The 19,647-nt window shown below is 57.0% G+C and carries 16 protein-coding genes and 1 tRNA gene; 9 read left to right on the top strand and 8 right to left on the bottom strand.

Annotation, left to right across the window (positions count from 1 at the left end):
- Nucleotides 1–3 precede the first annotated feature (3 nt).
- The gene (locus ACN0XZ_RS03280) at nucleotides 4–762 is read right to left on the bottom strand and encodes a hypothetical protein (RefSeq protein WP_417456282.1); all 759 of its coding nucleotides are present in this window, start codon (nucleotides 760–762) and stop codon (nucleotides 4–6) included.
- Nucleotides 763–775: 13 nt separating this feature from the next.
- A complete protein-coding gene (locus ACN0XZ_RS03275) occupies nucleotides 776–1,387 on the bottom strand; it encodes a ribonuclease D (RefSeq protein ID WP_417456281.1) in 612 nt (203 codons plus the stop codon).
- 218 nt (nucleotides 1,388–1,605) lie between these two features.
- Here ACN0XZ_RS03275 and ACN0XZ_RS03270 point away from each other — a divergent pair, with 218 nt between their 5' ends.
- Complete coding sequence (locus tag ACN0XZ_RS03270; protein WP_417456280.1) at nucleotides 1,606–2,397, top strand: thioesterase family protein; 792 nt, start codon at nucleotides 1,606–1,608, stop codon at nucleotides 2,395–2,397.
- Nucleotides 2,398–2,407: 10 nt separating this feature from the next.
- Here ACN0XZ_RS03270 and ACN0XZ_RS03265 read toward each other — a convergent pair whose 3' ends face one another.
- On the bottom strand, nucleotides 2,408–3,535 hold the full coding sequence (locus ACN0XZ_RS03265) for a THUMP domain-containing class I SAM-dependent RNA methyltransferase (RefSeq protein ID WP_417456279.1): 1,128 nt from the start codon (nucleotides 3,533–3,535) through the stop codon (nucleotides 2,408–2,410).
- 152 nt (nucleotides 3,536–3,687) lie between these two features.
- Between ACN0XZ_RS03265 and ACN0XZ_RS03260 the strand changes: the two genes are divergently transcribed.
- Entirely contained in the window at nucleotides 3,688–4,710 is a 1,023-nt protein-coding gene (locus ACN0XZ_RS03260; protein ID WP_417456278.1) for an alpha/beta hydrolase, read from the top strand.
- A 46-nt stretch (nucleotides 4,711–4,756) separates the two neighbouring features.
- Here ACN0XZ_RS03260 and ACN0XZ_RS03255 read toward each other — a convergent pair whose 3' ends face one another.
- Nucleotides 4,757–5,221: a nuclear transport factor 2 family protein gene (locus ACN0XZ_RS03255; RefSeq protein ID WP_417456277.1), complete on the bottom strand. Its 465-nt coding sequence runs from the start codon at nucleotides 5,219–5,221 to the stop codon at nucleotides 4,757–4,759.
- Between the two features lie 232 nt (nucleotides 5,222–5,453).
- Nucleotides 5,454–5,540, bottom strand: a tRNA-Leu gene (locus ACN0XZ_RS03250).
- A gap of 212 nt (nucleotides 5,541–5,752) precedes the next feature.
- On the opposite strand from ACN0XZ_RS03250, the gene ACN0XZ_RS03245 reads away from it, so the two are divergent.
- Complete coding sequence (locus ACN0XZ_RS03245) at nucleotides 5,753–6,694, top strand: complex I NDUFA9 subunit family protein (protein ID WP_417456276.1); 942 nt, start codon at nucleotides 5,753–5,755, stop codon at nucleotides 6,692–6,694.
- Here the strand turns inward: ACN0XZ_RS03245 and ACN0XZ_RS03240 are convergent, their stop codons facing one another.
- The gene (locus ACN0XZ_RS03240; RefSeq protein WP_417456275.1) at nucleotides 6,695–7,525 is read right to left on the bottom strand and encodes an undecaprenyl-diphosphate phosphatase; all 831 of its coding nucleotides are present in this window, start codon (nucleotides 7,523–7,525) and stop codon (nucleotides 6,695–6,697) included.
- A 389-nt stretch (nucleotides 7,526–7,914) separates the two neighbouring features.
- Here ACN0XZ_RS03240 and ACN0XZ_RS03235 point away from each other — a divergent pair, with 389 nt between their 5' ends.
- The 5 genes from ACN0XZ_RS03235 to ACN0XZ_RS03215 all read left to right on the top strand — a co-directional run bounded on the left by ACN0XZ_RS03235 (nucleotide 7,915) and on the right by ACN0XZ_RS03215 (nucleotide 15,953).
- On the top strand, nucleotides 7,915–9,342 hold the full coding sequence (locus tag ACN0XZ_RS03235) for an NAD(P)-dependent oxidoreductase (RefSeq protein ID WP_417456274.1): 1,428 nt from the start codon (nucleotides 7,915–7,917) through the stop codon (nucleotides 9,340–9,342).
- 17 nt (nucleotides 9,343–9,359) lie between these two features.
- Nucleotides 9,360–13,868, top strand: a complete 4,509-nt coding sequence (gltB, locus tag ACN0XZ_RS03230) for a glutamate synthase large subunit (RefSeq protein ID WP_417456273.1) — start codon at nucleotides 9,360–9,362, stop codon at nucleotides 13,866–13,868.
- A gap of 64 nt (nucleotides 13,869–13,932) precedes the next feature.
- Nucleotides 13,933–14,601 (top strand): glutathione S-transferase family protein, encoded by a 669-nt coding sequence (locus ACN0XZ_RS03225; protein ID WP_417456272.1) that lies wholly within the window; start codon nucleotides 13,933–13,935, stop codon nucleotides 14,599–14,601.
- On the top strand, nucleotides 14,602–15,645 hold the full coding sequence (queG, locus tag ACN0XZ_RS03220; RefSeq protein WP_417456271.1) for a tRNA epoxyqueuosine(34) reductase QueG: 1,044 nt from the start codon (nucleotides 14,602–14,604) through the stop codon (nucleotides 15,643–15,645).
- Between the two features lie 5 nt (nucleotides 15,646–15,650).
- Entirely contained in the window at nucleotides 15,651–15,953 is a 303-nt protein-coding gene (locus ACN0XZ_RS03215) for a hypothetical protein (protein WP_417456270.1), read from the top strand.
- Here ACN0XZ_RS03215 and ACN0XZ_RS03210 read toward each other — a convergent pair.
- Entirely contained in the window at nucleotides 15,938–17,233 is a 1,296-nt protein-coding gene (locus tag ACN0XZ_RS03210; RefSeq protein ID WP_417456269.1) for a hypothetical protein, read from the bottom strand. The two genes, ACN0XZ_RS03215 and ACN0XZ_RS03210, sit on opposite strands and share 16 nt — an antisense overlap.
- Nucleotides 17,234–17,340: 107 nt before the next feature.
- On the opposite strand from ACN0XZ_RS03210, the gene ACN0XZ_RS03205 reads away from it, so the two are divergent.
- Entirely contained in the window at nucleotides 17,341–17,844 is a 504-nt protein-coding gene (locus ACN0XZ_RS03205; RefSeq protein ID WP_417456268.1) for a hypothetical protein, read from the top strand.
- Here ACN0XZ_RS03205 and ACN0XZ_RS03200 read toward each other — a convergent pair.
- Entirely contained in the window at nucleotides 17,841–19,556 is a 1,716-nt protein-coding gene (locus ACN0XZ_RS03200) for a DEAD/DEAH box helicase (RefSeq protein WP_417456267.1), read from the bottom strand. The genes ACN0XZ_RS03205 and ACN0XZ_RS03200 overlap by 4 nt on opposite strands.
- Nucleotides 19,557–19,647: the final 91 nt, after the last annotated feature.

Below are 19,647 nucleotides of genomic sequence, written 5' to 3'. Positions count from 1 at the left end.
GTCTCATGTGCCTGCGAATTCTGTTTCGCTGTTGGGTATGTTGGTTGGTTGGCTGGTCAGGCGTGGTGCTTTGGGGCCATCCTGTGTCGGGCGGCGGGGCACGAGATGGAGCCGGACGCCATCCTCAAACACGCCTTCGTGGGTGTCGATCAGTACTTCCATGCTGCCTGCTTCAAGCTGGCCCAGTTCTGACGCGCCCCTGATTTTGCCGGTGCCTTTGGCGGTGTGGGCCTTCAGGTCTACCTCCGCACCGTCCATCTCCAGTTCATAGCCGGAGGCAGAGCGCACGGAAACACCCCCGATCAGCCCAAGCGTGCTTTCTTTCATGCGGTATATGCCGGTGCGGGCATGTACAAAAGCGGGCAGGTCGGGCTGCAGTTCCATTTGCGCGCGGATGTCGCTGAGCCGGATTTTAGGCGCGTTTGCGTCTTCCTGTTGCCCGGCGCTTGCTTCAACACGGAACAGGCGGTTACCTGCGTCTGTGCCCACGTACCGGAGGTTGGTCATATGCACGACGCTTGACGTTTTGGCCACTTCCTCGCGCGACAGGGTAAAGCTGACTTCGGTTTCATTGATGAAGGGCCACAGCACGGTGAGGGCACCCAGCACCAGCGCACACACGGGCAAAATCAGCCGCATGGCGATGATGAAGCGGTCCCAGTACCGCCCGACAGGCACGATTTTCATCGGGCCGAGGGCGGCGCGGGCGCGCTCCTTTGCCGAGGCGGCGCTGTTAAAATGCTGTGGTGAAACTTCAGACATCAGTAAAGCGGCCTTAATGCGAGAAAATGTCCATCGGCTCAAACCCGTCAAGGTCAAGCGCGGCACGGGTCGGCAGGAAGGCAAAGGCGGCTTCAGCCATGGCTGTGCGGCCTTCGCGTGCCAGCATCATATCCAGCTTTTCCTTGCAGGCGTGCAGGTAAAGAACGTCAGACGCTGCATATTCTTTCTGCGCGTCGGTGATGGTGTCAGCGCCCCAGTCGCTTGACTGCTGCTGTTTATCAAGCTCAACACCGGCCAGCTCGCGGCACAGGTCCTTGAGGCCGTGACGATCCGTATAGGTGCGCACAAGCTTGCTGGCGATTTTGGTGCAATAGATGGGGGCCGTGTCTACGCCCAGATAGGCTTTCATCACCGCCACGTCAAACCGCGCAAAATGGAAGATTTTCAGCACATCCGGGTTGGTGAGAAGCGCTTTGAGGTTTGGCGCATCATAAAGGCCCTTTTTAAACCGCACGAGATGGGCGTTGCCGTCACCGCTTGAAAGCTGCACCACGCAGAGCCTGTCCCGGTGGGGCAAAAGGCCCATGGTTTCGCTATCAATCGCGACGGATGCGCCAAAATCAAGCCCGTCCGGCAGGTCGCCCTCATAAAAGTGGATGGCCATGGTGTCTCCCAATCTTTAAGCCTGCCTGTTCTCCTGACAGGAAACGTCAGGCATGGCCGGTATTATAGAGCCCCTTATGGCAGAAAAAAGGACTATATGCACCCGTGACTTATTTGCGCATGTAAGGGTGGGCATACAGGAATGAAATCTTGCCATGGTATGAGAATACGCTACCTCTAGGGCGCATATGAAGTTCAGATTATCAGGAAGGTTTGATCATGCAGGAACGGCTTTTTTGGGACATTCTCTCGGATGTTGACAGCGCAGACGCGGTCGCGACGCTGACACCAGGCTGGATGCAGGGCCGCGCCGCATATGGCGGGCTTGTGGGTGGCCTTCTGGTTGCTGGCATGCGGCAGGCGCTCAAGACCCCAAAACCCATTCGCTCGCTGATGGTTTCCTTCGTGGGCCCTGCGCCTGCGGGCGACGTGCAGGTGGTCTCATCCGTGCTTCGGGAAGGGCGGAATGTGACGCAAGCCACATCGCAAGTGCGGGCGGGCGATGCTGTGTGTGCGCAAGCCATGGCCTCTTTTGGCGATGCGCGGGAGACCAAAGCTGCCGCTCCGAACGTTGAATTTAAGCCGGAGCCGCGCGAGAGCGTACCGCCGCTTGAGGGTGCCGGGCGCCTGCTGCCGCCGTTTCTTCAGTATTTTGACGGACACTGGACCGGGGGTGGTGTGCCGATGACCGGCACGGAAGATCGCCGCCTTGGCATGTGGGTGAAACACAAAAGCGACATGCGTTCCTATCAGGCCGAAGCGCTGGTTGGCCTTGCCGATATCCCGCCGCCGGTGATGATGTCCCACTATAAAAAGCCAGTGATGGCCAGCTCGCTGAGTTGGTCGCTGGAGTTTCTGATGGAGCCTGAGAACGTGAAGGCGGACTGGTTCTACCTTGATTATACACTGGAAGCCGCGAAGGATGGCTATAGCCAGCAATCTGGCATGCTGTTTACCGAGGCCGGGGACCTGGTGGCGCTTTCCCGCCAGTGTATGGTCTATTTCGAATAGCCCCTCAGGCTTACAACGGCCCGGTTTTATATAGTTTTACAGGGATACCACCGTGCGAAAACGCGGTGGTTTTCCTGCTAAACGGCAAGCCGGTTGCTTTTGCAAGCTCCCGCGAGTTGGTCACAAGCCCCACGCGCCACCCGCCAAACCGCGCTGCAAGCGTTGCCCCAAGGGCGCTATATAGCGATGTGAGCTTCTTCACGTCACCAATACGGGCACCATAAGGTGGGTTGATAATCACGAGGCCGGCCTCACCTTCGGGACGCGTGAGGTCACTGATGGTCTGGCGGGAGAAGGTCGTGAGGTTTGAGACACCTGCGCGCTCTGCGTTAGCTGTGCTCATCTTGATGGCGCCTGCGTCCCGGTCAAAACCATGGAAGCGAGGCGCGCTGCCCGTATTGTTTGCCTTGGCTTTCATCGCTTGCCATGCAGCGGCATCAAAGGTTTTAAGCTCCTCAAACGCAAAACTTCGGCTGCGGCCGGGTGCGAGGCCAAGCGCTATCTCCGCCGCTTCGATCACAAAGGTGCCAGAGCCGCACATGGGGTCCACCACAGGCTCATCCCCCGTGAAGCCACTTTCCATCAGCAGAAGCGCCGCCAGGTTTTCCCGCATCGGTGCTTTGTTCACGGCTTCCTTGTGTCCGCGCTTGTGCAAAAGCTCGCCGGACGTGTCCACGCTGATGGTGCATATATCATCAAATATGCGTGCCTTGATGCACACTGCAGCGTCGGGCGATATCTCAACCCCCAGTGAGGCACGGATCGCTTTCTCGATGCGCTCTGCCGCTGCCTTGTCGTGATAGATGCGTGATTTTTTGCATGTGACATCCACCCGCACCGGCGCGTCCCCGCGTAGCGTCTCACCCCACGGGAAGGCTCGCGCGCGCTTATCAAGCTTGGCAAGGTGCTGAACTTTAAAGCTGCCCAGCCGCACCAGCACCTTGCTGGTGCCCCTCAGTTCAAGGTTCGCGCGCCACACCTCATGCCACCCGCCGGTGACTGTCACACCGCCCGGCGTGGATTTGGCGCCTTTGAAGCCTTTGCCGTGCGCTTCGCGCTGCAACGCGGCCTCAAGCCCCGGCACGGTGGCGAGGAATATTTCAAGGGGCTCATTTATTGTGGGTGTGTCTGTTGTCATGGCGCATAGGTACTCGCTTTCCGCAGCTTCGTCGATAGTTTGATGAAACGATCCGTCACACTTCGTTCTTCATCGAACCATTACGTATGTTGCCAGTGCTACAAGCGTGTCTCCATCAACCTTTTTTCATCGCTCAACACACCGGAGGCCACATGTTAAAGAGCATCAGCACCGCATTATTTTCTGCCATCACAGTGTTTTGGGGCGGGGCAGCCCCAGTGGCAGAAACCACGCTCCAGTCATTCAACCTGCCGGGTGCGCCCGCCACAGAGCATAGCCCAAGGCAACCAACACTCGCGCTTATGATGCAAAGGGCGCGCGGCGCAGAGCGCAACACACCGGTGCTCTATATCCATGGCGCCACCTTCCCGGCAGAAAACTCAATCTTTTTCCGGTTTGGTGGCCGGTCGTGGGCGGATGCGCTCAACGCGGCGGGTTTCTCAGTCTGGGGGCTTGATTTTGCAGGCTATGGCCGGTCGGAACGCTACGCTGAGATGGCATCTGATATCCCGCCTGAAGGCGCGCCACTTGGTCGCGCGACAGAGGCTGCCCGCCAGATTGAACGTGCGGTGCATACCATCATGACTGAGACGGGCGTCCCCAAGGTTTCGATTATCGCGCATTCCTGGGGCACAATAGCGGCAGGGAAGTTTGCTGGCGATCATCCTGAACTGGTGGACCGTCTTGTGCTTTTTGGGCCCATCGCGCGGCGTGAGACCTTGCCCGGCGTGCCGCCCCTTGGGCCGTGGCGCTTCATTACCGCCGAGGAGCAGAAGAAGCGCTTCTTGGAGGATGTGCCCGAAGGGGAACTTCAGGTCTTGATTGAGAAAGATTTCCCGGCGTGGATGGACCTCTACCTGAAGGCTGATAAAACAGGCGCGTCCCGCACCCCGGCATCAGTCAAAACACCAAATGGCCCGGTGGCAGACCTGATGAGTGCATGGTCTGGTACCCTGCCGTTTGATCCCGCCCGTATAACAGCGCCCACGCTGATCGTGCGCGGTGAATGGGACAGTGCGAGCAACGACAATGACGTCGCTTGGCTCAAGAACGCGCTAAAGAGCGCGCCTGAGGTCAGAGACGTTAAAATTCCCAAGGCAACCCATCTCATGCACCTTGAGCGTGGCCGGGAAGCGCTTTATGCGGCATCAATCCGCTTCCTTTTGGGGAAGTGATGACCGGAAGGGGCGCGGGTTATCTGAGGTAGCGTGCCCCTTCCTGTCAGAAGATCGAGTTACCGTGTACGGAGGTCTCCGGCACCGGTTGGCCTACGCCCCAGTGCTCGACAAATTTCCCGTCTTCCATCCTGAAGATATGGATAACTGCATTGCCGCGCACATCCGGCGTACGCTGGAAATGCAGGTGTATCCACACGAGGTCACCATCGGCAGACGCGCGTTTGATCTCCATCTTGGCGTTGGGGAATTTCTCAAAGCGCTTGGCGAAATAGCCGAGAACGCCTTCCTTGCCATCGGGTACATGGGGAGAGTGCTGGATATAAGTATCGCCAAAACACTCCTGCCCTGCGGTTTCAAGGTCGAACTCAACCTCCAAAACTTCCATGCAGTAAACCGCTTTTTCGAGGTTGGCTTGCTCAAGCGCTTCCTGAGCGCTGTCGGCATAGCAAGGGAGAGCTGTTGCCATGGTTGCGATAATGGCTGCAAATGGTAGGAGATAGGGCTTCATAGGGTTAGGCCTTCCGGTGTGTTAAACGGCAAGGAAGCCTCAACCGACTTCCCACAACACCTGTCCCTGTATTCATGCGGCTTTTGCCGCGCCCCGTGCGTGCAGAAAGGCATATTGTCGGTAGAGAGCGCAATAAAACTTTAGTTTATCTCATGCGCTAAAAGTGCTGGAGGTCTGGTGATAGTGCTGGGCCTGAAAAAACAAAACCCGCCAGATGTGGCGGGTGTTTAATTGGTGCCCAGAAGAGGACTCGAACCTCCACGTCCATACGGACACTAGCACCTGAAGCTAGCGCGTCTACCAATTCCGCCATCTGGGCACGCTCGATTGGTCGGCGGGATTTACCGCGCGGCGGGGGCGCCTGTCAAGCACTCACGATCAAAAAAAGCTTGGGGGTTGCATTTATTTTAGCGCCCTCGCGGCATGGGCTTCGTAAAAAACCCGGTCGGGCGGATGACGTTGCGGTCGGTCGCTCCCCGGTTTACACTACGGCTTTGGCTGAATGTTTCTTTGCACACAGGAGGTTACACCATGAAAGCACGTGTTGTTACGGTCTTTGGCGGCTCAGGTTTTATCGGGCGATACGTGGTGGAAAAGCTGGCGGCGCAGGGAGATCTGCTGCGGGTCGCGGTCCGGCGCCCGGGGGATGCCCTGTTTCTTAAGCCGCTTGGCGACCTTGGGCAGGTACAGCCGATTGCAGCGAATCTGAAAAACGAGGCTTCTGTGCGGCGTGCCGTAGTAGGCGCAGACTGCGTGATCAACCTTGTGGGCGTGCTTTTTAACGCGGGCGGGCAGACCTTCAAGGCGCTCCAGCACGAGGGGGCGGGCCGGGTGGCGCGCGCGGCCGCGGACGCTGGCGTGAAACATGTTGTGCATATGTCCGCGCTTGGTGCCGCGCGGGCATCAGAAAGCGAATATGCCCGCACCAAAGCATTGGGTGAAGAAGCCGTACTTGAGGCTTTCCCGGGCGCCACGATTTTCCGCCCAAGTGTCGTGTTTGGGCCGAAAGACGGTTTCTTCAACCGTTTTGCCTCGCTCGCGGCCAAACTGCCTGTGTTGCCCGTGCCTGGGGCTGAGACTAAATTTCAACCGGTTTATGTGCGGGATGTCGCGGCAGCGATTGTGAAAGCGAGTGGGGGTGGCGAGGCGGTTACCGGCAAAACCTTTTCGCTTGGCGGGCCTGAGGCCTTGAGCCTTCGCGCCTGCCTTGAGATCATGATGCGCTACACGGGTGTGACGCGGCCCATTGTGAATGTGCCGTGGTGGATTGCAGATATGGAGGCGCTGTTCCTTGGCATGCTGCCTAACCCGCCGCTTACCCGTGATCAGGTCAAGCTGTTGCGGGTCGATAATGTGGTGCCTGAAGGCGCACTGGGCTTCAAGGCCCTTGGCATTACACCGTCACGCATTGAGGCGGTTTTGCCGCGCTTTATGGTGCACCATAAGCGTCACGGCCAGTTCAAGGCGAGTTAATCAGATAACATCCATGCCAATAAGGGCAAAAAGGCCAAGCCCGAGCAGCACACGGTAGGCCACAAAGATGGTCATGCTGGCATGCTCCAGCCATTTCATCAGGAAGTGAATGGCCGCGAGCGCCGCGAGGCAAGACAGGCTGGCGGCAAAACCCGCATGCACCCATAAAACAGGGTCGTGGCTCTCGCTCATGTCTTTGATGAGGAACACACCGGCCCCCAAAATGGTGGGGATTGAAAGCAGCATGGAAAAACGCGCGGCGTCAGTGCGGTTGAAACCAAGGTACCGCGCAGCGGTCATGGTGATGCCTGCGCGGCTGGTGCCGGGAATAAGTGCGAGTATCTGCGCGAGGCCAATGATGAGCGCGGGCTTGATGGCCATGCGCTCAAGCGCTTTCGCCGTACTGCCGCGACGGTCCGCTATATAAAGAAGAAGGCCAAACACGATCGACGTTGTGGCGATAATTGCGGCGCCCCGCATGAGGTCCGCAAGGCCGGAAACCTTGAAAATCACCCCTGCCGCCACTGTTGGCAGTGTGGCGATAACAAGCGCCCAAAAAAGCTTGCCGTATATGGTGCCCTCAACGGCCCTGCGGGCTGGCCCCACCCCCACGGCGCCAAGTCCTGCAAGGAATAGGCCTTTGGTATCTTCCCGGAAATAAAGAAGCACAGCAACAAGGGTGCCTATATGCACAGACACGTCCATCAACAGCCCCTGATCCGGCCAGCCGGTAAGCACGGGCACCAAAACAAGATGGCCGCTTGAACTGATTGGCAGAAATTCGGTGATGCCCTGAACGATCGCCAGGACAAACAGATGCAAGGCTGTCACGTGTGGTTCTCCCCTTCACTCCCTGTGTTTGTCTTATATCAAGAGTGCTTTCTGGTGGCGAGGAAACATATAGTACCAATGTTGTACTATTTTAGTCTTTTCTGCCGCCGAAAGAATCGTTAGATTCAAGCGACTTAGATAAAATAGGACAGCTTTATTGACTTATAGTGTATTTTTTGCGTGAAATTCACGAAACTTGAACATATAATGCGCAACATCGGAATCGCGGACAGTAAAATTACTTACACCCCTGGAGACTAACCGACGACCCGGACAAAGCCGAGAAGCCGCCCAAGGTTTCTTTTGTCTTTTTGGGTTCGCCGCTGCCTCTCCAGCGCTCATCGCGGGCGATTTCGCACAATAAACTGTCAGACCAAGAAGGGTGCCCTATGGCCGACGATCTGTTGAAATTTGTTTCGATCGACCAAAAAATGCCGGACAAGCGTTCCGCGAAGGAGCGTGCAGGCGATTTTGCGGAAGTTTACGCACGCTATAATGTGGCCGGGGCGCAAGAGCAGTCCAGCCGGTGTTCCCAGTGCGGGGTGCCTTTCTGTCAGATCCATTGCCCGCTGGGTAATAACATCCCTGACTGGTTGCGCCTTACCGCAGAGGGCCGTCTGCAGGAAGCGTATGAAATCTCATCCGCGACCAACAATATGCCAGAGATTTGTGGCCGTATTTGCCCGCAGGACCGCCTGTGCGAAGGCAACTGTGTGATCGAAAAGGATTTCAACTCCGTCACGATCGGCAGTGTTGAGAAATTCATCACGGATAACGCATGGGATCAGGGCTGGATCGGCCCGATCAAACCGAAGCGTGAACTTAAGGAAAGTGTTGGTATCATCGGTGCTGGCCCGGCGGGCCTCGCCGCGGCTGAGGAGCTACGGAAAGCCGGTTTTCAGGTGCATATCTATGACCGGCATGACCGCGCCGGTGGCCTCCTTATATATGGCATCCCCGGCTTCAAGCTTGAAAAAGACATTGTTGGCCGCCGCACAGGCAGGCTTGAGCAATCCGGCATCACCTTCCATCTGGACTTTGAAGTGGGTGACAAGGAAGGGCTGAATGAGCTGCGCAAAAAACACGATGCGCTTCTGATTGCCACCGGTGTTTACCGCGCGCGCGGCCTTAAGGTGCCCGGCGTGGGCCTTGGCAACATCCGCGAAGCCCTTGATTACCTGATCGCCTCTAACAAAAAGGGCCTTGGGGACAAGGTGCCCGAGTTTGAGAGCGGCGCGCTCGACGCCAAAGGCAAGGATGTGGTGGTGATCGGCGGTGGTGACACGGCGATGGACTGTGTGCGCACGGCGGTGCGTCAAGGTGCCAAGTCGGTTAAGTGTCTTTACCGGCGTGACCGTGGCAATATGCCAGGCTCTGTCCGGGAAGTTCAAAACGCGGAAGAAGAGGGCGTTGAATTTGTCTGGCTCTCTGGCCCTGAAGCTTTTCTCGGTGATGATAAGGTAGAGGCCGTTCGCGCTTATAAAATGCGCCTCGGCGCGCCAGATGCCACTGGCCGTCAAGCCCCTGAGCCTGTGCCGGAATCAAGTTTTACGCTTGATTGTGATCTGGCCGTGCTTGCGCTTGGGTTCGAGCCCGAAGACCTGCCCGCCCTTTTTGGTGCGCCAGAGCTGCGTGTCACCCGCTGGGGCACCGTGACGGTAGATCACACTACCATGATGAGCAATCTGGACGGTGTGTTCGCGGCTGGCGATATCGTGCGGGGCGCCTCGCTTGTTGTGTGGGCTATCCGTGATGGCCGTGATGCAGCCACCCAAATCAAACAATATCTGCGCGCAAAAGCGCAGGTTGCCGCGTAAAGAAGGGAACCCAAGGAATGCAACAGTTTAGCGAGCATGTACCGGGCCCTGTAGGCCTCTATGATCCAGCAGAAGAGCGGTCTTCCTGCGGTGTGGGTCTTGTGGCGGCCATGAACGGTAAACCCTCACGCCGGGTGGTGTTGATGGGGATTGAGGCCCTCAAGGCGATCTGGCACCGGGGTGCGGTGGATGCGGACGGCAAAACCGGCGACGGCGCGGGCATCCATGTGGAAATCCCGCAGGAATTTTTCAAGGAACACGTACGCGCCACAGGTCATGAGCCCGCAGAGGGCCGCTTGGCTGTTGGCATGGTGTTCCTGCCGCGTGTTGACCTGCCTGCGCAGGAAACCTGCCGCACGATTGTGGAAAAAGAGATCCTCGCGTTTGGCTATACCATTTACGGCTGGCGACAAGTGCCGGTTGATATCGATGTGATTGGTGAAAAAGCCGAAGCCACGCGGCCTGAGATTGAGCAGATCATGATCGCCAACTCAAAAGGTGTGGACGAAGAAACCTTTGAGCGTGAACTGTATGTGGTTCGCCGCCGCATTGAGGCCGCTGTGATCAAGGCACAAGTGGGTGATTTCTATATATGTTCGCTGTCTTGTCGTTCGGTTATCTACAAGGGCCTGTTCCTCGCGGAGCAGCTCTCCACCTTTTATCCTGACCTGGAAGACGAACGTTTTGTCTCTTCTTTTGCGGTTTATCATCAGCGCTATTCTACCAACACCTTCCCACAGTGGTGGCTGGCGCAGCCTTTCCGTATGCTGGCGCATAACGGGGAAATCAACACCATCCGTGGTAACGTGAACTGGATGCGCAGCCACCAGATCCGCATGGCGTCGATCGCTTTTGGTGAAAATTCTGAAGACATTAAACCGGTTGTGCCCAAGGGTGCGTCTGATAGCGCGGCGCTCGATGCCGTGTTTGAGGTGATGGTGCGTTCGGGTCGCTCGGCGCCCATGGTGAAAACCATGCTGGTGCCAGAGGCCTGGTCCAACAAGGACAGCATGCCGGAAGCGCACCGCGCCATGTATGCCTATACCAACTCCGTGATGGAGCCGTGGGACGGCCCGGCCGCCCTTGCCGCCACTGATGGACGCTGGGTTGTTGCAGGGCTTGACCGCAATGGCCTCAGGCCCATGCGGTTTACCGTAACCAACGACGGTTTCCTTGTTGTCGGCTCAGAAACCGGCATGGTGGTTGTGGACGAGGAAGACGTGCGGGAAAAAGGTCGGCTCGGGCCGGGCCAGATGATTGCGCTCGACCTTCAGGACGGCCAATTCTATCATGACCGGGAAATCAAGGATAAGCTCGCGGCGTCGCAGCCGTTTGAAGAGTGGGCGATGGATATCGGCGGTATCGACTCGCTGCCTGACTATCGCGGGCCCGAGATGCCAAGCTTTGCGGGTGATGACCTCAAGCGCCGACAGATTGTGGCGGGTCTTAGCCATGAAGACCTTGAGCTGATTTTGCACCCGCAGGTAACAACGGGCAAAGAAGCAATCGGCTCAATGGGTGACGATACACCGCTCGCGGTGCTTTCCAGCAAATACCGTAACCTGTCGCATTTCTTCCGGCAGAACTTCAGCCAGGTGACCAACCCACCCATCGATAGCCTGCGTGAACACAGGGTGATGAGCCTCAAGACCCGGTTTGGCAACTTTGCCAATGTGCTGGATGAAGGGCACACACAGGCAGGTTCAATCGTGCTTGATAGCCCGGTGATCACGAACCGGGAATGGAACACGCTGATCAAACACTTCGGTGATTCTGCGCAGGTGATCGACTGTACCTTTGATGCAAAAGCGGGCAAGGGTGCGCTCAGGGTTGCGATCGACCGTATCCGCCGTGAAGCTGAAGATGCCGTACGCGAGGGGCGCGGGCATCTGTTCCTGACGGATGAGAATATCAGCGAAGACCGCGCGCCGGTGCCGATGATACTTGCGGCGGGCGGTTTGCATACCCATCTGCTCAATGAAGGCTTGCGTACGTTTACGAGCCTGAACGTGCGCGCGAGCGAATGTCTTGACCCGCATTATTTTGCGGTGCTGATCGGTGCGGGCGCAACCACCGTGAACGCCTATCTTGCGCAGGACGCGATCTCGGACCGGCACGCAAAAGGCCTCTTTGGCGACATGAGCCTTGATGAGGCGGTTGTCCGCGCGGCGGATGCCATCGATCAGGGGCTTCTCAAGATTCTGTCCAAAATGGGTATCTCGGTGATCTCCAGCTACCGGGGCGGTAACAACTTTGAAGCGCTGGGGCTTTCCCGTTCATTGGTGGCGGAATTTTTCCCCGGTATGCCAACCAAAATCTCCGGTATCGGTCTTTCCGGTATCCAGAAAAAGGTGCTGGAGCAGCATGCCAAAGCATTTGCAGAAGACGCGCTTACGCTGCCGATTGGTGGGCTTTACCGCTACCGCCGTGGGGGTGAGGTGCACGCCCATGACGGCCAGCTTATTCACCTGCTGCAAACAGCAGTTGGCCAGGACAACTATGCCAAATACCTGACCTACTCGCGTGGGCTTCATAACCTGCCGCCGGTGAACCTGCGGGATCTGCTTGACTTCCGCCGGCCTGAGCGGGCCATGCCGATTGATGAGGTGGAATCGATCACCCAGATCAGGAAGCGGTTTATCACACCGGGTATGTCGCTTGGTGCGCTCTCAAAAGAAGCGCATGAAACACTCGCCATTGCCATGAACCGCATTGGTGCCAAGTCGGTCTCGGGTGAGGGCGGTGAGGATAAATCCCGTTACAAGCCTTATGAGAACGGCGATAACGCCAACAGCCCGATTAAACAGGTGGCCTCAGGCCGTTTTGGTGTAACGGCAGAATATCTGAATGCGTGTGAGGAGCTTGAGATCAAGGTCGCGCAAGGGGCCAAGCCGGGTGAGGGCGGCCAACTACCGGGTTTCAAGGTAACGGAGATGATTGCACGGCTTCGGCACTCAACGCCGGGTGTGACGCTCATTTCACCGCCACCACACCATGATATTTACTCGATTGAGGACCTGGCGCAGCTTATCTATGACCTCAAGCAGATCAACCCCCGCGCCAAAGTGTGTGTGAAGCTGGTGTCTTCCGCCGGTATCGGCACGATTGCAGCAGGCGTGGCAAAAGCGCATGCGGATGTCATTCTGGTATCCGGCCACTCGGGCGGTACGGGCGCGAGCCCACAAACCAGCATCAAATACGCCGGTACACCGTGGGAAATTGGCCTTGCTGAAGTCAATCAGGTGCTGATGCTCAACGGCCTTCGTCACCGTGTGACACTGCGCACAGACGGCGGTATCCGCACAGGCCGCGACGTGGTGATTGCCGCCATGCTGGGGGCGGAAGAATATGGTGTGGGCACGGCCTCTCTTGTGGCCATGGGCTGCATTATGGTGCGCCAGTGTCACTCCAACACATGCCCGGTTGGTATCTGCACGCAGGATGAAGACCTCCGTAAAAAGTTTGATGGATCAGCAGAAAAAGTGGTCAACCTCTTCAGCTTTATCGCAGAAGAAACCCGCGAAATTCTGGCGGAACTGGGTGTCGAGAAGCTTGATGATATCATCGGCCGTACGGATCTGTTGCATCAGGTAAGTCGCGGTGCCGAGCACCTTGACGACCTCGATCTCAACCCGCTTCTCGTGCAGGTGGGCGGCCGTAACAGGCGTTCCGTGTGCACGCTTGAAGGCCGCAACGAGGTGCCGGATAGCCTTGACGCCCAAATGCTTGAGGATGCCAAAGCCGTATTCTCAAAGGGTGAGAAGATGCAGCTGACCTATTCAGTGCAAAACACGCTCCGTGCTATCGGTACGCGCTTCTCAAGCGAGATCACCCGCACCTTTGGCATGAACGAGTTGAAACCCGACCATGTGACCGTGCGGCTCAGGGGCTCCGCGGGCCAATCGCTTGGTGCATTTGCGGTGCAGGGTCTCAAGCTTGAGGTTGCCGGTGATGCAAACGACTATGTGGGCAAGGGCCTCAGTGGCGGTACCATTGTGGTGCGACCGTCAAACCGGGCGTCCTTCAACTCGAAAGACAACACCATCATTGGCAACACGGTGCTTTATGGTGCTACGGCGGGCAAACTGTTTGCGGCTGGTCAGGCGGGTGAGCGTTTTGCTGTCAGGAACTCAGGTGCCAATGTGGTGGTTGAGGGCTGCGGTGCCAATGGCTGTGAATATATGACCGGTGGCACGGCGGTGATCCTTGGGTCTGTCGGGGATAACTTTGGCGCAGGCATGACCGGCGGCATGGCGTTTGTCCTTGATGAGCAAGGCACGTTCGAAGAACACGTGAACGACGATTCGGTGCTTTATAACCGGCTTTCAAGCGCGCATTGGGAAGGTGTCCTAAAAGCTCTTATTGAAGAGCATGTCGAGGAAACTCACTCCCGCTGGGGCGCGACGGTGCTCTCGAACTGGGAGGCCAAGCGCGGCAGTTTCTGGCAGGTTGTGCCCAAAGAGATGATCGACAGGCTGGCTCATCCGGTAAGCGACGAACAGGCAGGCGAAAAACTCACAGCATAATTGTTGAGGGAAAGTATTTTCAGAATTGGCGGCCCCCGAATTCTCGGTTAAGAAGGGGGCTGTCATGCCTACGCTTTATCATCATTGGCTCAGCCCCGCCGCTCGTTTTATTCGTGTGCTTCTTGCAGAGAAGCGCGTCGATTTTGATATGCGGCTGGAGAAAGAGTGGGAGCGCAGGCCCGCGTTCCTCGCCCTCAACCCGGCGGGCGAGGTGCCTGTGCTGGTGATGGATGATGGCCATGCCTATTCAGGCACCATGGCAATCGCGGAATATCTGGAAGAAGTAATCCCCGAACCACCGCTTCTCATTGGGGACGCGGACACACGCTATGAAATTCGCCGGCTTGCCGGGTGGTTCCATTCCAAAGTGGGCACGGAAGTAACCCGCCATACCGTTTCGGAAAAGCTGCTCAAACGTTTCCTTGGCATGGGCGAACCTGATTCTGAAGCTATCCGGTGCGCGTCCCATAATCTCAAGGTGCACCTGAAATATATCACCTATCTCGCAGAACGACGGCACTATCTGGCGGGTAACCAGTTCACCATGGCCGATGCTGCGGCTGCCGCGCACATTTCGGTGGTGGATTATTTTGGCGATATAGCATGGGAACAGTGGCCTACGGTGAAGGACTGGTACGTGCGGGTAAAATCGCGCCGGTCGATCCGGGCGCTGCTAGCTGACCGCATCACGGGCCTCACGCCCCCCAAACACTATCAGGAACTGGATTTCTAAATGGGCGCGCCCGGCGATATCCGCGCCGAGCTTGAAGCCAAAGCAACTGAGCTCGGGTTCGATACCTTCGGGGTAACATCTGCGGTTACGTCGCCTGAGGTGGCTGCGCGGCTGCGCGAATTTGTGTCGCTTGAGCGGCACGGCACCATGGCGTGGATGGCAGAGCGGCTCCATCACCGGGAAAGCCCGCAAAACCTGTGGCCGGAAGCACGCTCGGCGATCATGCTGGGGGTGAACTATGGCCCGAAGGAAGACCCGCGTGTGCTGCTTGATGCGCCGTCGTTTGGCAATATTTCCGTTTATGCCCGTGGCAAGGATTATCACGACCTGATCAAAAAACGCCTGAAGGCCTTCGCGCGTTGGATTGTGGAAACATATAGCTGTGAGCTTAAGGTGTTTGTCGACACAGCGCCTGTGCCGGAGAAACCCTTATCCGCTGCGGCGGGCCTTGGCTGGCAAGGTAAACACACCAATATGGTCAGCCCGGATTTTGGCAGCTGGCTTTTCCTTGGTGCGATTTATACGGATATGGCCTTGCCAGAGGACCAGCCGCACAGGGACCAGTGTGGCTCATGCCGTGCGTGCCTTGATGCTTGCCCGACGGGCGCGTTTCCTGGTCCCTATCAATTGGATGCCCGGCGCTGTATCTCCTACCTGACCATCGAACATAAAGGCCCAATAGCCGAAGAGTTTCGCCGCGCCATGGGCAACCGCATCTATGGCTGTGATGACTGTCTGGCTGCGTGTCCCTGGAATAAATTTGCCAAAGCAAGCCAGGAAGCGGCCTTCCATGCCCGGGCGGAGCTTGGCGCACCAGCGCTCGCAGACCTTGTGTTGCTCGATGATCAATCCTTCCGGGAGGTGTTCTCCGGCAGCCCGATAAAACGTATCGGGCGAGACAGGTTCGTGCGTAATGTGCTCTACGCTATCGGGAATTCTGGCGACAATAGCCACTTGCCAGCCATTGAAAAACTCTGCCAAGATGAAAGCGATGTGGTCAGGGATGCCGCATCATGGGCGCTTCGTGAACTTGGGGAAGGGTGATGCGCATGATCAACTGGCGAACAGGTTTTCTGGTTGTGCTACTTGTCGGGGCGGCCTGGTTTTCGGTCAAAATACCGGATGTGCCAGCTCGTGTGGTGACGGCAGAGGTGGTTTCGTTAGAGGAAGGCCAGGGCGGGTGGCGAACGATTACCGTGCGTTTTGACGATGGCCGCGTGCAGGCAATTGAAACGCTCGTACCGTTTTTCTATCGGCCGGGGTACAAGGTGAAGGTTGCTGTGTATGACCGCCTTTTGTTGCCGGACCATTATGATCTGGTCAGTGATAGCAAGGCTCAGTCCTTGTCCTGAAGGAACATGATCGGGGTGGGGGCAGGCTCTGCGTGCCCTTCCCGTATAGCGCCCCACTTGCCGTATTTGGGCCACTGACTGGCCGCCACATACAGGATACCGCGCGGCGTGCTGACGCCAAGCGTTGGTTCAAACCAGCCGTCAAGCTCCTGCGCGAGAATCTGAACGCCTGAGACAGTTTGGCCTTTTAGGCTGATCTCAATAATGCGCTGTGGGTTCACACCATTCTGGATCGCAACCAGCTTACCCTTGTGGGCGATTAGCCCATCAATCCCGAGCAGCGTCGTGTTCTCAGGCGGGTCCATCAGCGTGACATTGCCGGTGCCCTCGTCCAGCAACCACAGGCCGCGGCCATAATCCGCGAGTATGAGCCCGACACCGGGCAGCTTGGCGATACCCTGTGGGCTCATGAAACCGTCATGGCTAAAGGCAAGATCAAGGCCTTCGCCCACAACCCGCCAGACCTTTTTACCTTGTGCGTCGCTCAGGTAGATGGTGCCGTCATCGGTGACAGTGAGGTCAGCGATCTGTTGATCTGCGGTACCGCCGGGAAGCACCCAGGTAAACAGTATATCACCGGTTTTTGGATCAATTTTAGCGAGGCCGGTTTGGCCTTCATCCCCTTCATGGCCCGGTGTTTGTTCCACGCGGGCGAAGGTCGCATAAAGCGCACCTTCATGCATCATGATGGCGAAGAAGCTGCCAAATTCATGCTGTTTTGCGTCCACCAGAAGCGTGGCTTTGCCGCGCTCCACCCGGTAGATGCCACCAGAGACAACGGTGGCTGCATAGAGGGTATCATCTTCACCAAGCGCGATGCCTTCTACAAGCTCAAGGTCGGCGGGCAAAGCTGCTTCAATCCATGGAAAGCTCACTGGCGTAGTGTTTTTTTCAAAAGCCGCTTCAAGTGTGTGCCAGGCATTTGGTGTTATTGCTTGCTTGATTTTGTCGCGAATTGCTGCGCCGGGTACCAGCCCAAGCGCGGCATATGCCCGCGCGGCCTCTACCGCGCGCTCACCGTCACCTGTTGCGGCTGCAAGATAGGCCACATTCCCGAGCAACAGAGGGTGGCTGGGCCGAAGGCTCAGGGCTTCTTCCATAGCGAGAAGAGCCGCGCTCAGGTCATTGGCGCGGAAGGCCTCCGTCGCCTTGGCGCGCGCCGCTTGGCTGGCTTGAAATGCTTCTTCACTTTCAGCCCGGGCAACAGACGGCAGGGTCATCCCCATGGTGAGGGAAAGCAGGGCGGGGATGAGCGCTGTGCGGATAAACCTTTTGTTCATGCCCTCATCTTATAATGAGTTTCTATCCACGCAATTAAAATTGGATGACCGGGCCCGTGCTGAATGTGCTGAGTAGTACCAAGTCTTCAAATGCAGATACCAGAACCATGGATGCATCAGACTATCTTGCCAAGACATACGCTCTCACGGAGCTGCCCTCGAACCATGCGAGCGATAAGGCACTGGCGCATTTTGCGCAGATTATCAGGCTGTGGGGCCGCGAGATTGAACGTGGCGGCATTCCGCGCCGGGTTGATCTGTCATTTCAGGGATTTGTTGGCTGGCACGCCCGGATGATCATCTCGCGTCTTCCGGCATGCGGGGATCTGGAATTTCGCATTATCGGGCACGATATCGATGAAATGTTTGGCCGCACCCTCAAAATCGGGGATCGGTTCTCGAGCCTGCCGCATGTGGCGTTTGAGGACTATGCAGACTATTTCAAGGCAATCAGGGCGGGGGGCACCTATGGCCGCTATTCCGGCATCATTCCCTTTGAAGGTCGCGCGCACCGCACATTTGATGTGCTTGATTTGCCCGCTGCAGATGAGGAAGGCAAGTTAGCCTTCCTCTATAGCTTTTTTGTTATGGGGCCTCGTCGCCGCGTTTAGGCTGACTTGCGGCGTGGGGCTTGGGAACCGCCAGCTTTTTGTTTAGCGCGTACCGGCTTGCCTGGCTTGCCGCCTGTTTTGGCGACAAATTTGCCAGCACCAAACTTCTTGCCCACAGGCTTTTTACCCTCGGCGCGTTTCGCGAACGGCTTGCCGCCTTCAGCGCGCTTACCGGCGGGTTTGCGGTCATCCGAGCGGTCAGCGCGTGGGCCGGAGAATTTCTTGCCCTCAAACTTTTTACCTTCGAACTTCTTACCGTCTGGCTTGCGGCCTTCAAAGCGTGGGCCATCAGCCTTGCGGAAGTCATCACGCTTGCTCTCGCTGCGTTTTTTCTCCGGGCGACCCTCAAAACGCACATTGTCTCGGTCGTCACGGCGTTTGCCCGCAGCGCGGTTTCTGCCTTCGGTGTCTTCACGTTCAGGGCGCCAACCACCCTCAGTAGTTTTTGCGCGGAAAGGTTTTTTGGCACCAAACGGCTTTTTCGCGCCATATGGTTTTTTGTCACCAAAGGAACGCTTGCCACCTTTGTGAGCGAAAGGCCGACCACCAACGTTGCCTTTGTTGTGATAGGCCGCTTTGAGCGGGAACGGGTGACCATCTTCAACATCAATATCGAGCTTGATCAGGCGTTCGATGGCGCGCAGAAGGTTAAATTCGCTCTTGCTGCAGAAGGTATACGCCTCGCCTGACGCACCACCACGGGCTGTACGGCCGATACGGTGTACATAGCTCTCGGCTTCAACGGGCACATCGATATTGAACACATGGCCGATGTCTTTGACGTCAATGCCACGTGCGGCAACATCTGTGGCAACGAGGAAGTCTGTACGGTCGCCCTTGAAGCCGCGAATGATGCGTTCGCGCATGCGCTGCTGTTTGTCGCCATGAATAGAATCAGCGTTAAAGCCGGTCGCGGTCAGATAGTCGCTCAGCTCATCAGCTTCACGTTTTGTGCGAACGAAGATAAGTGACTTGCTAACCTTTTTGGTCTCAATGAAATGAAGCAGCAGCTCATATTTTTTATCAAACGGTACAAAAGCGACCTTATGGGTCAGATTGTCTGCAACGGTTGATTCGCGCGCGACCTCGATATGCTCAGGCTCATTGAGGAGCGTACCGGCAAGACTACGAATGCCATGGTTCATGGTGGCGGAGAACATCACCGACTGGTGGTTGTTCATCATCTTGGCGGCAATCTGGCGCACGTCGTCCACAAAGCCCATGTCAAGCATGCGGTCAGCTTCATCAAGGACAAAATACTCAGCTTCATCCAGATAGATGTTGCCTTGTTTCATATGGTCCATGAGGCGACCCGGGGTCGCGACAAGAATATCCACGCCGCGGCGCAGGATATGAATTTGGGTGCGGTACGGCGCGCCACCAAAAATGGTGCAGTTCTTAAGTGGTGTGTGGCGGGAAAGCTCACGCACAGTCTCTGATATCTGCAGGGCAAGCTCGCGTGTCGGCGCAAGTATAAGCGCGCGTGGCATACCCGGCTTCGGCTTTTCACCAAAGGTCAGGAGCTTTTCGATCATTGGCAACACAAAAGCAGCGGTTTTACCGCCACCAGTTTGTGCGATACCGATCACGTCCTTGCCGTTCAAAAGAGCAGGAATGGTGGCAGCTTGAATTTCGGTCGTCGTGGTAAAACCCAGTTCTTCAACAGCGCGAAGAACCGGTGCGCTCAAAGCGAGCGTACTGAAGTCGGTCATTTCTATCCTAGCGTCGGTTAAGGCCCTGGTACAAACCTGTGCAGACCGGGGCGTTTCTCAAAACTGGCGGGAACGCCTTTTCCTTAACCGG

The sequence above is a fragment of the Kordiimonas sp. genome (assembly GCF_048264555.1).
Lineage (GTDB): Bacteria > Pseudomonadota > Alphaproteobacteria > Sphingomonadales > Kordiimonadaceae > Kordiimonas.
Note: the sequence above shows the minus strand (reverse complement) of the source record. Positions and strands in the feature narration are given on the sequence as shown.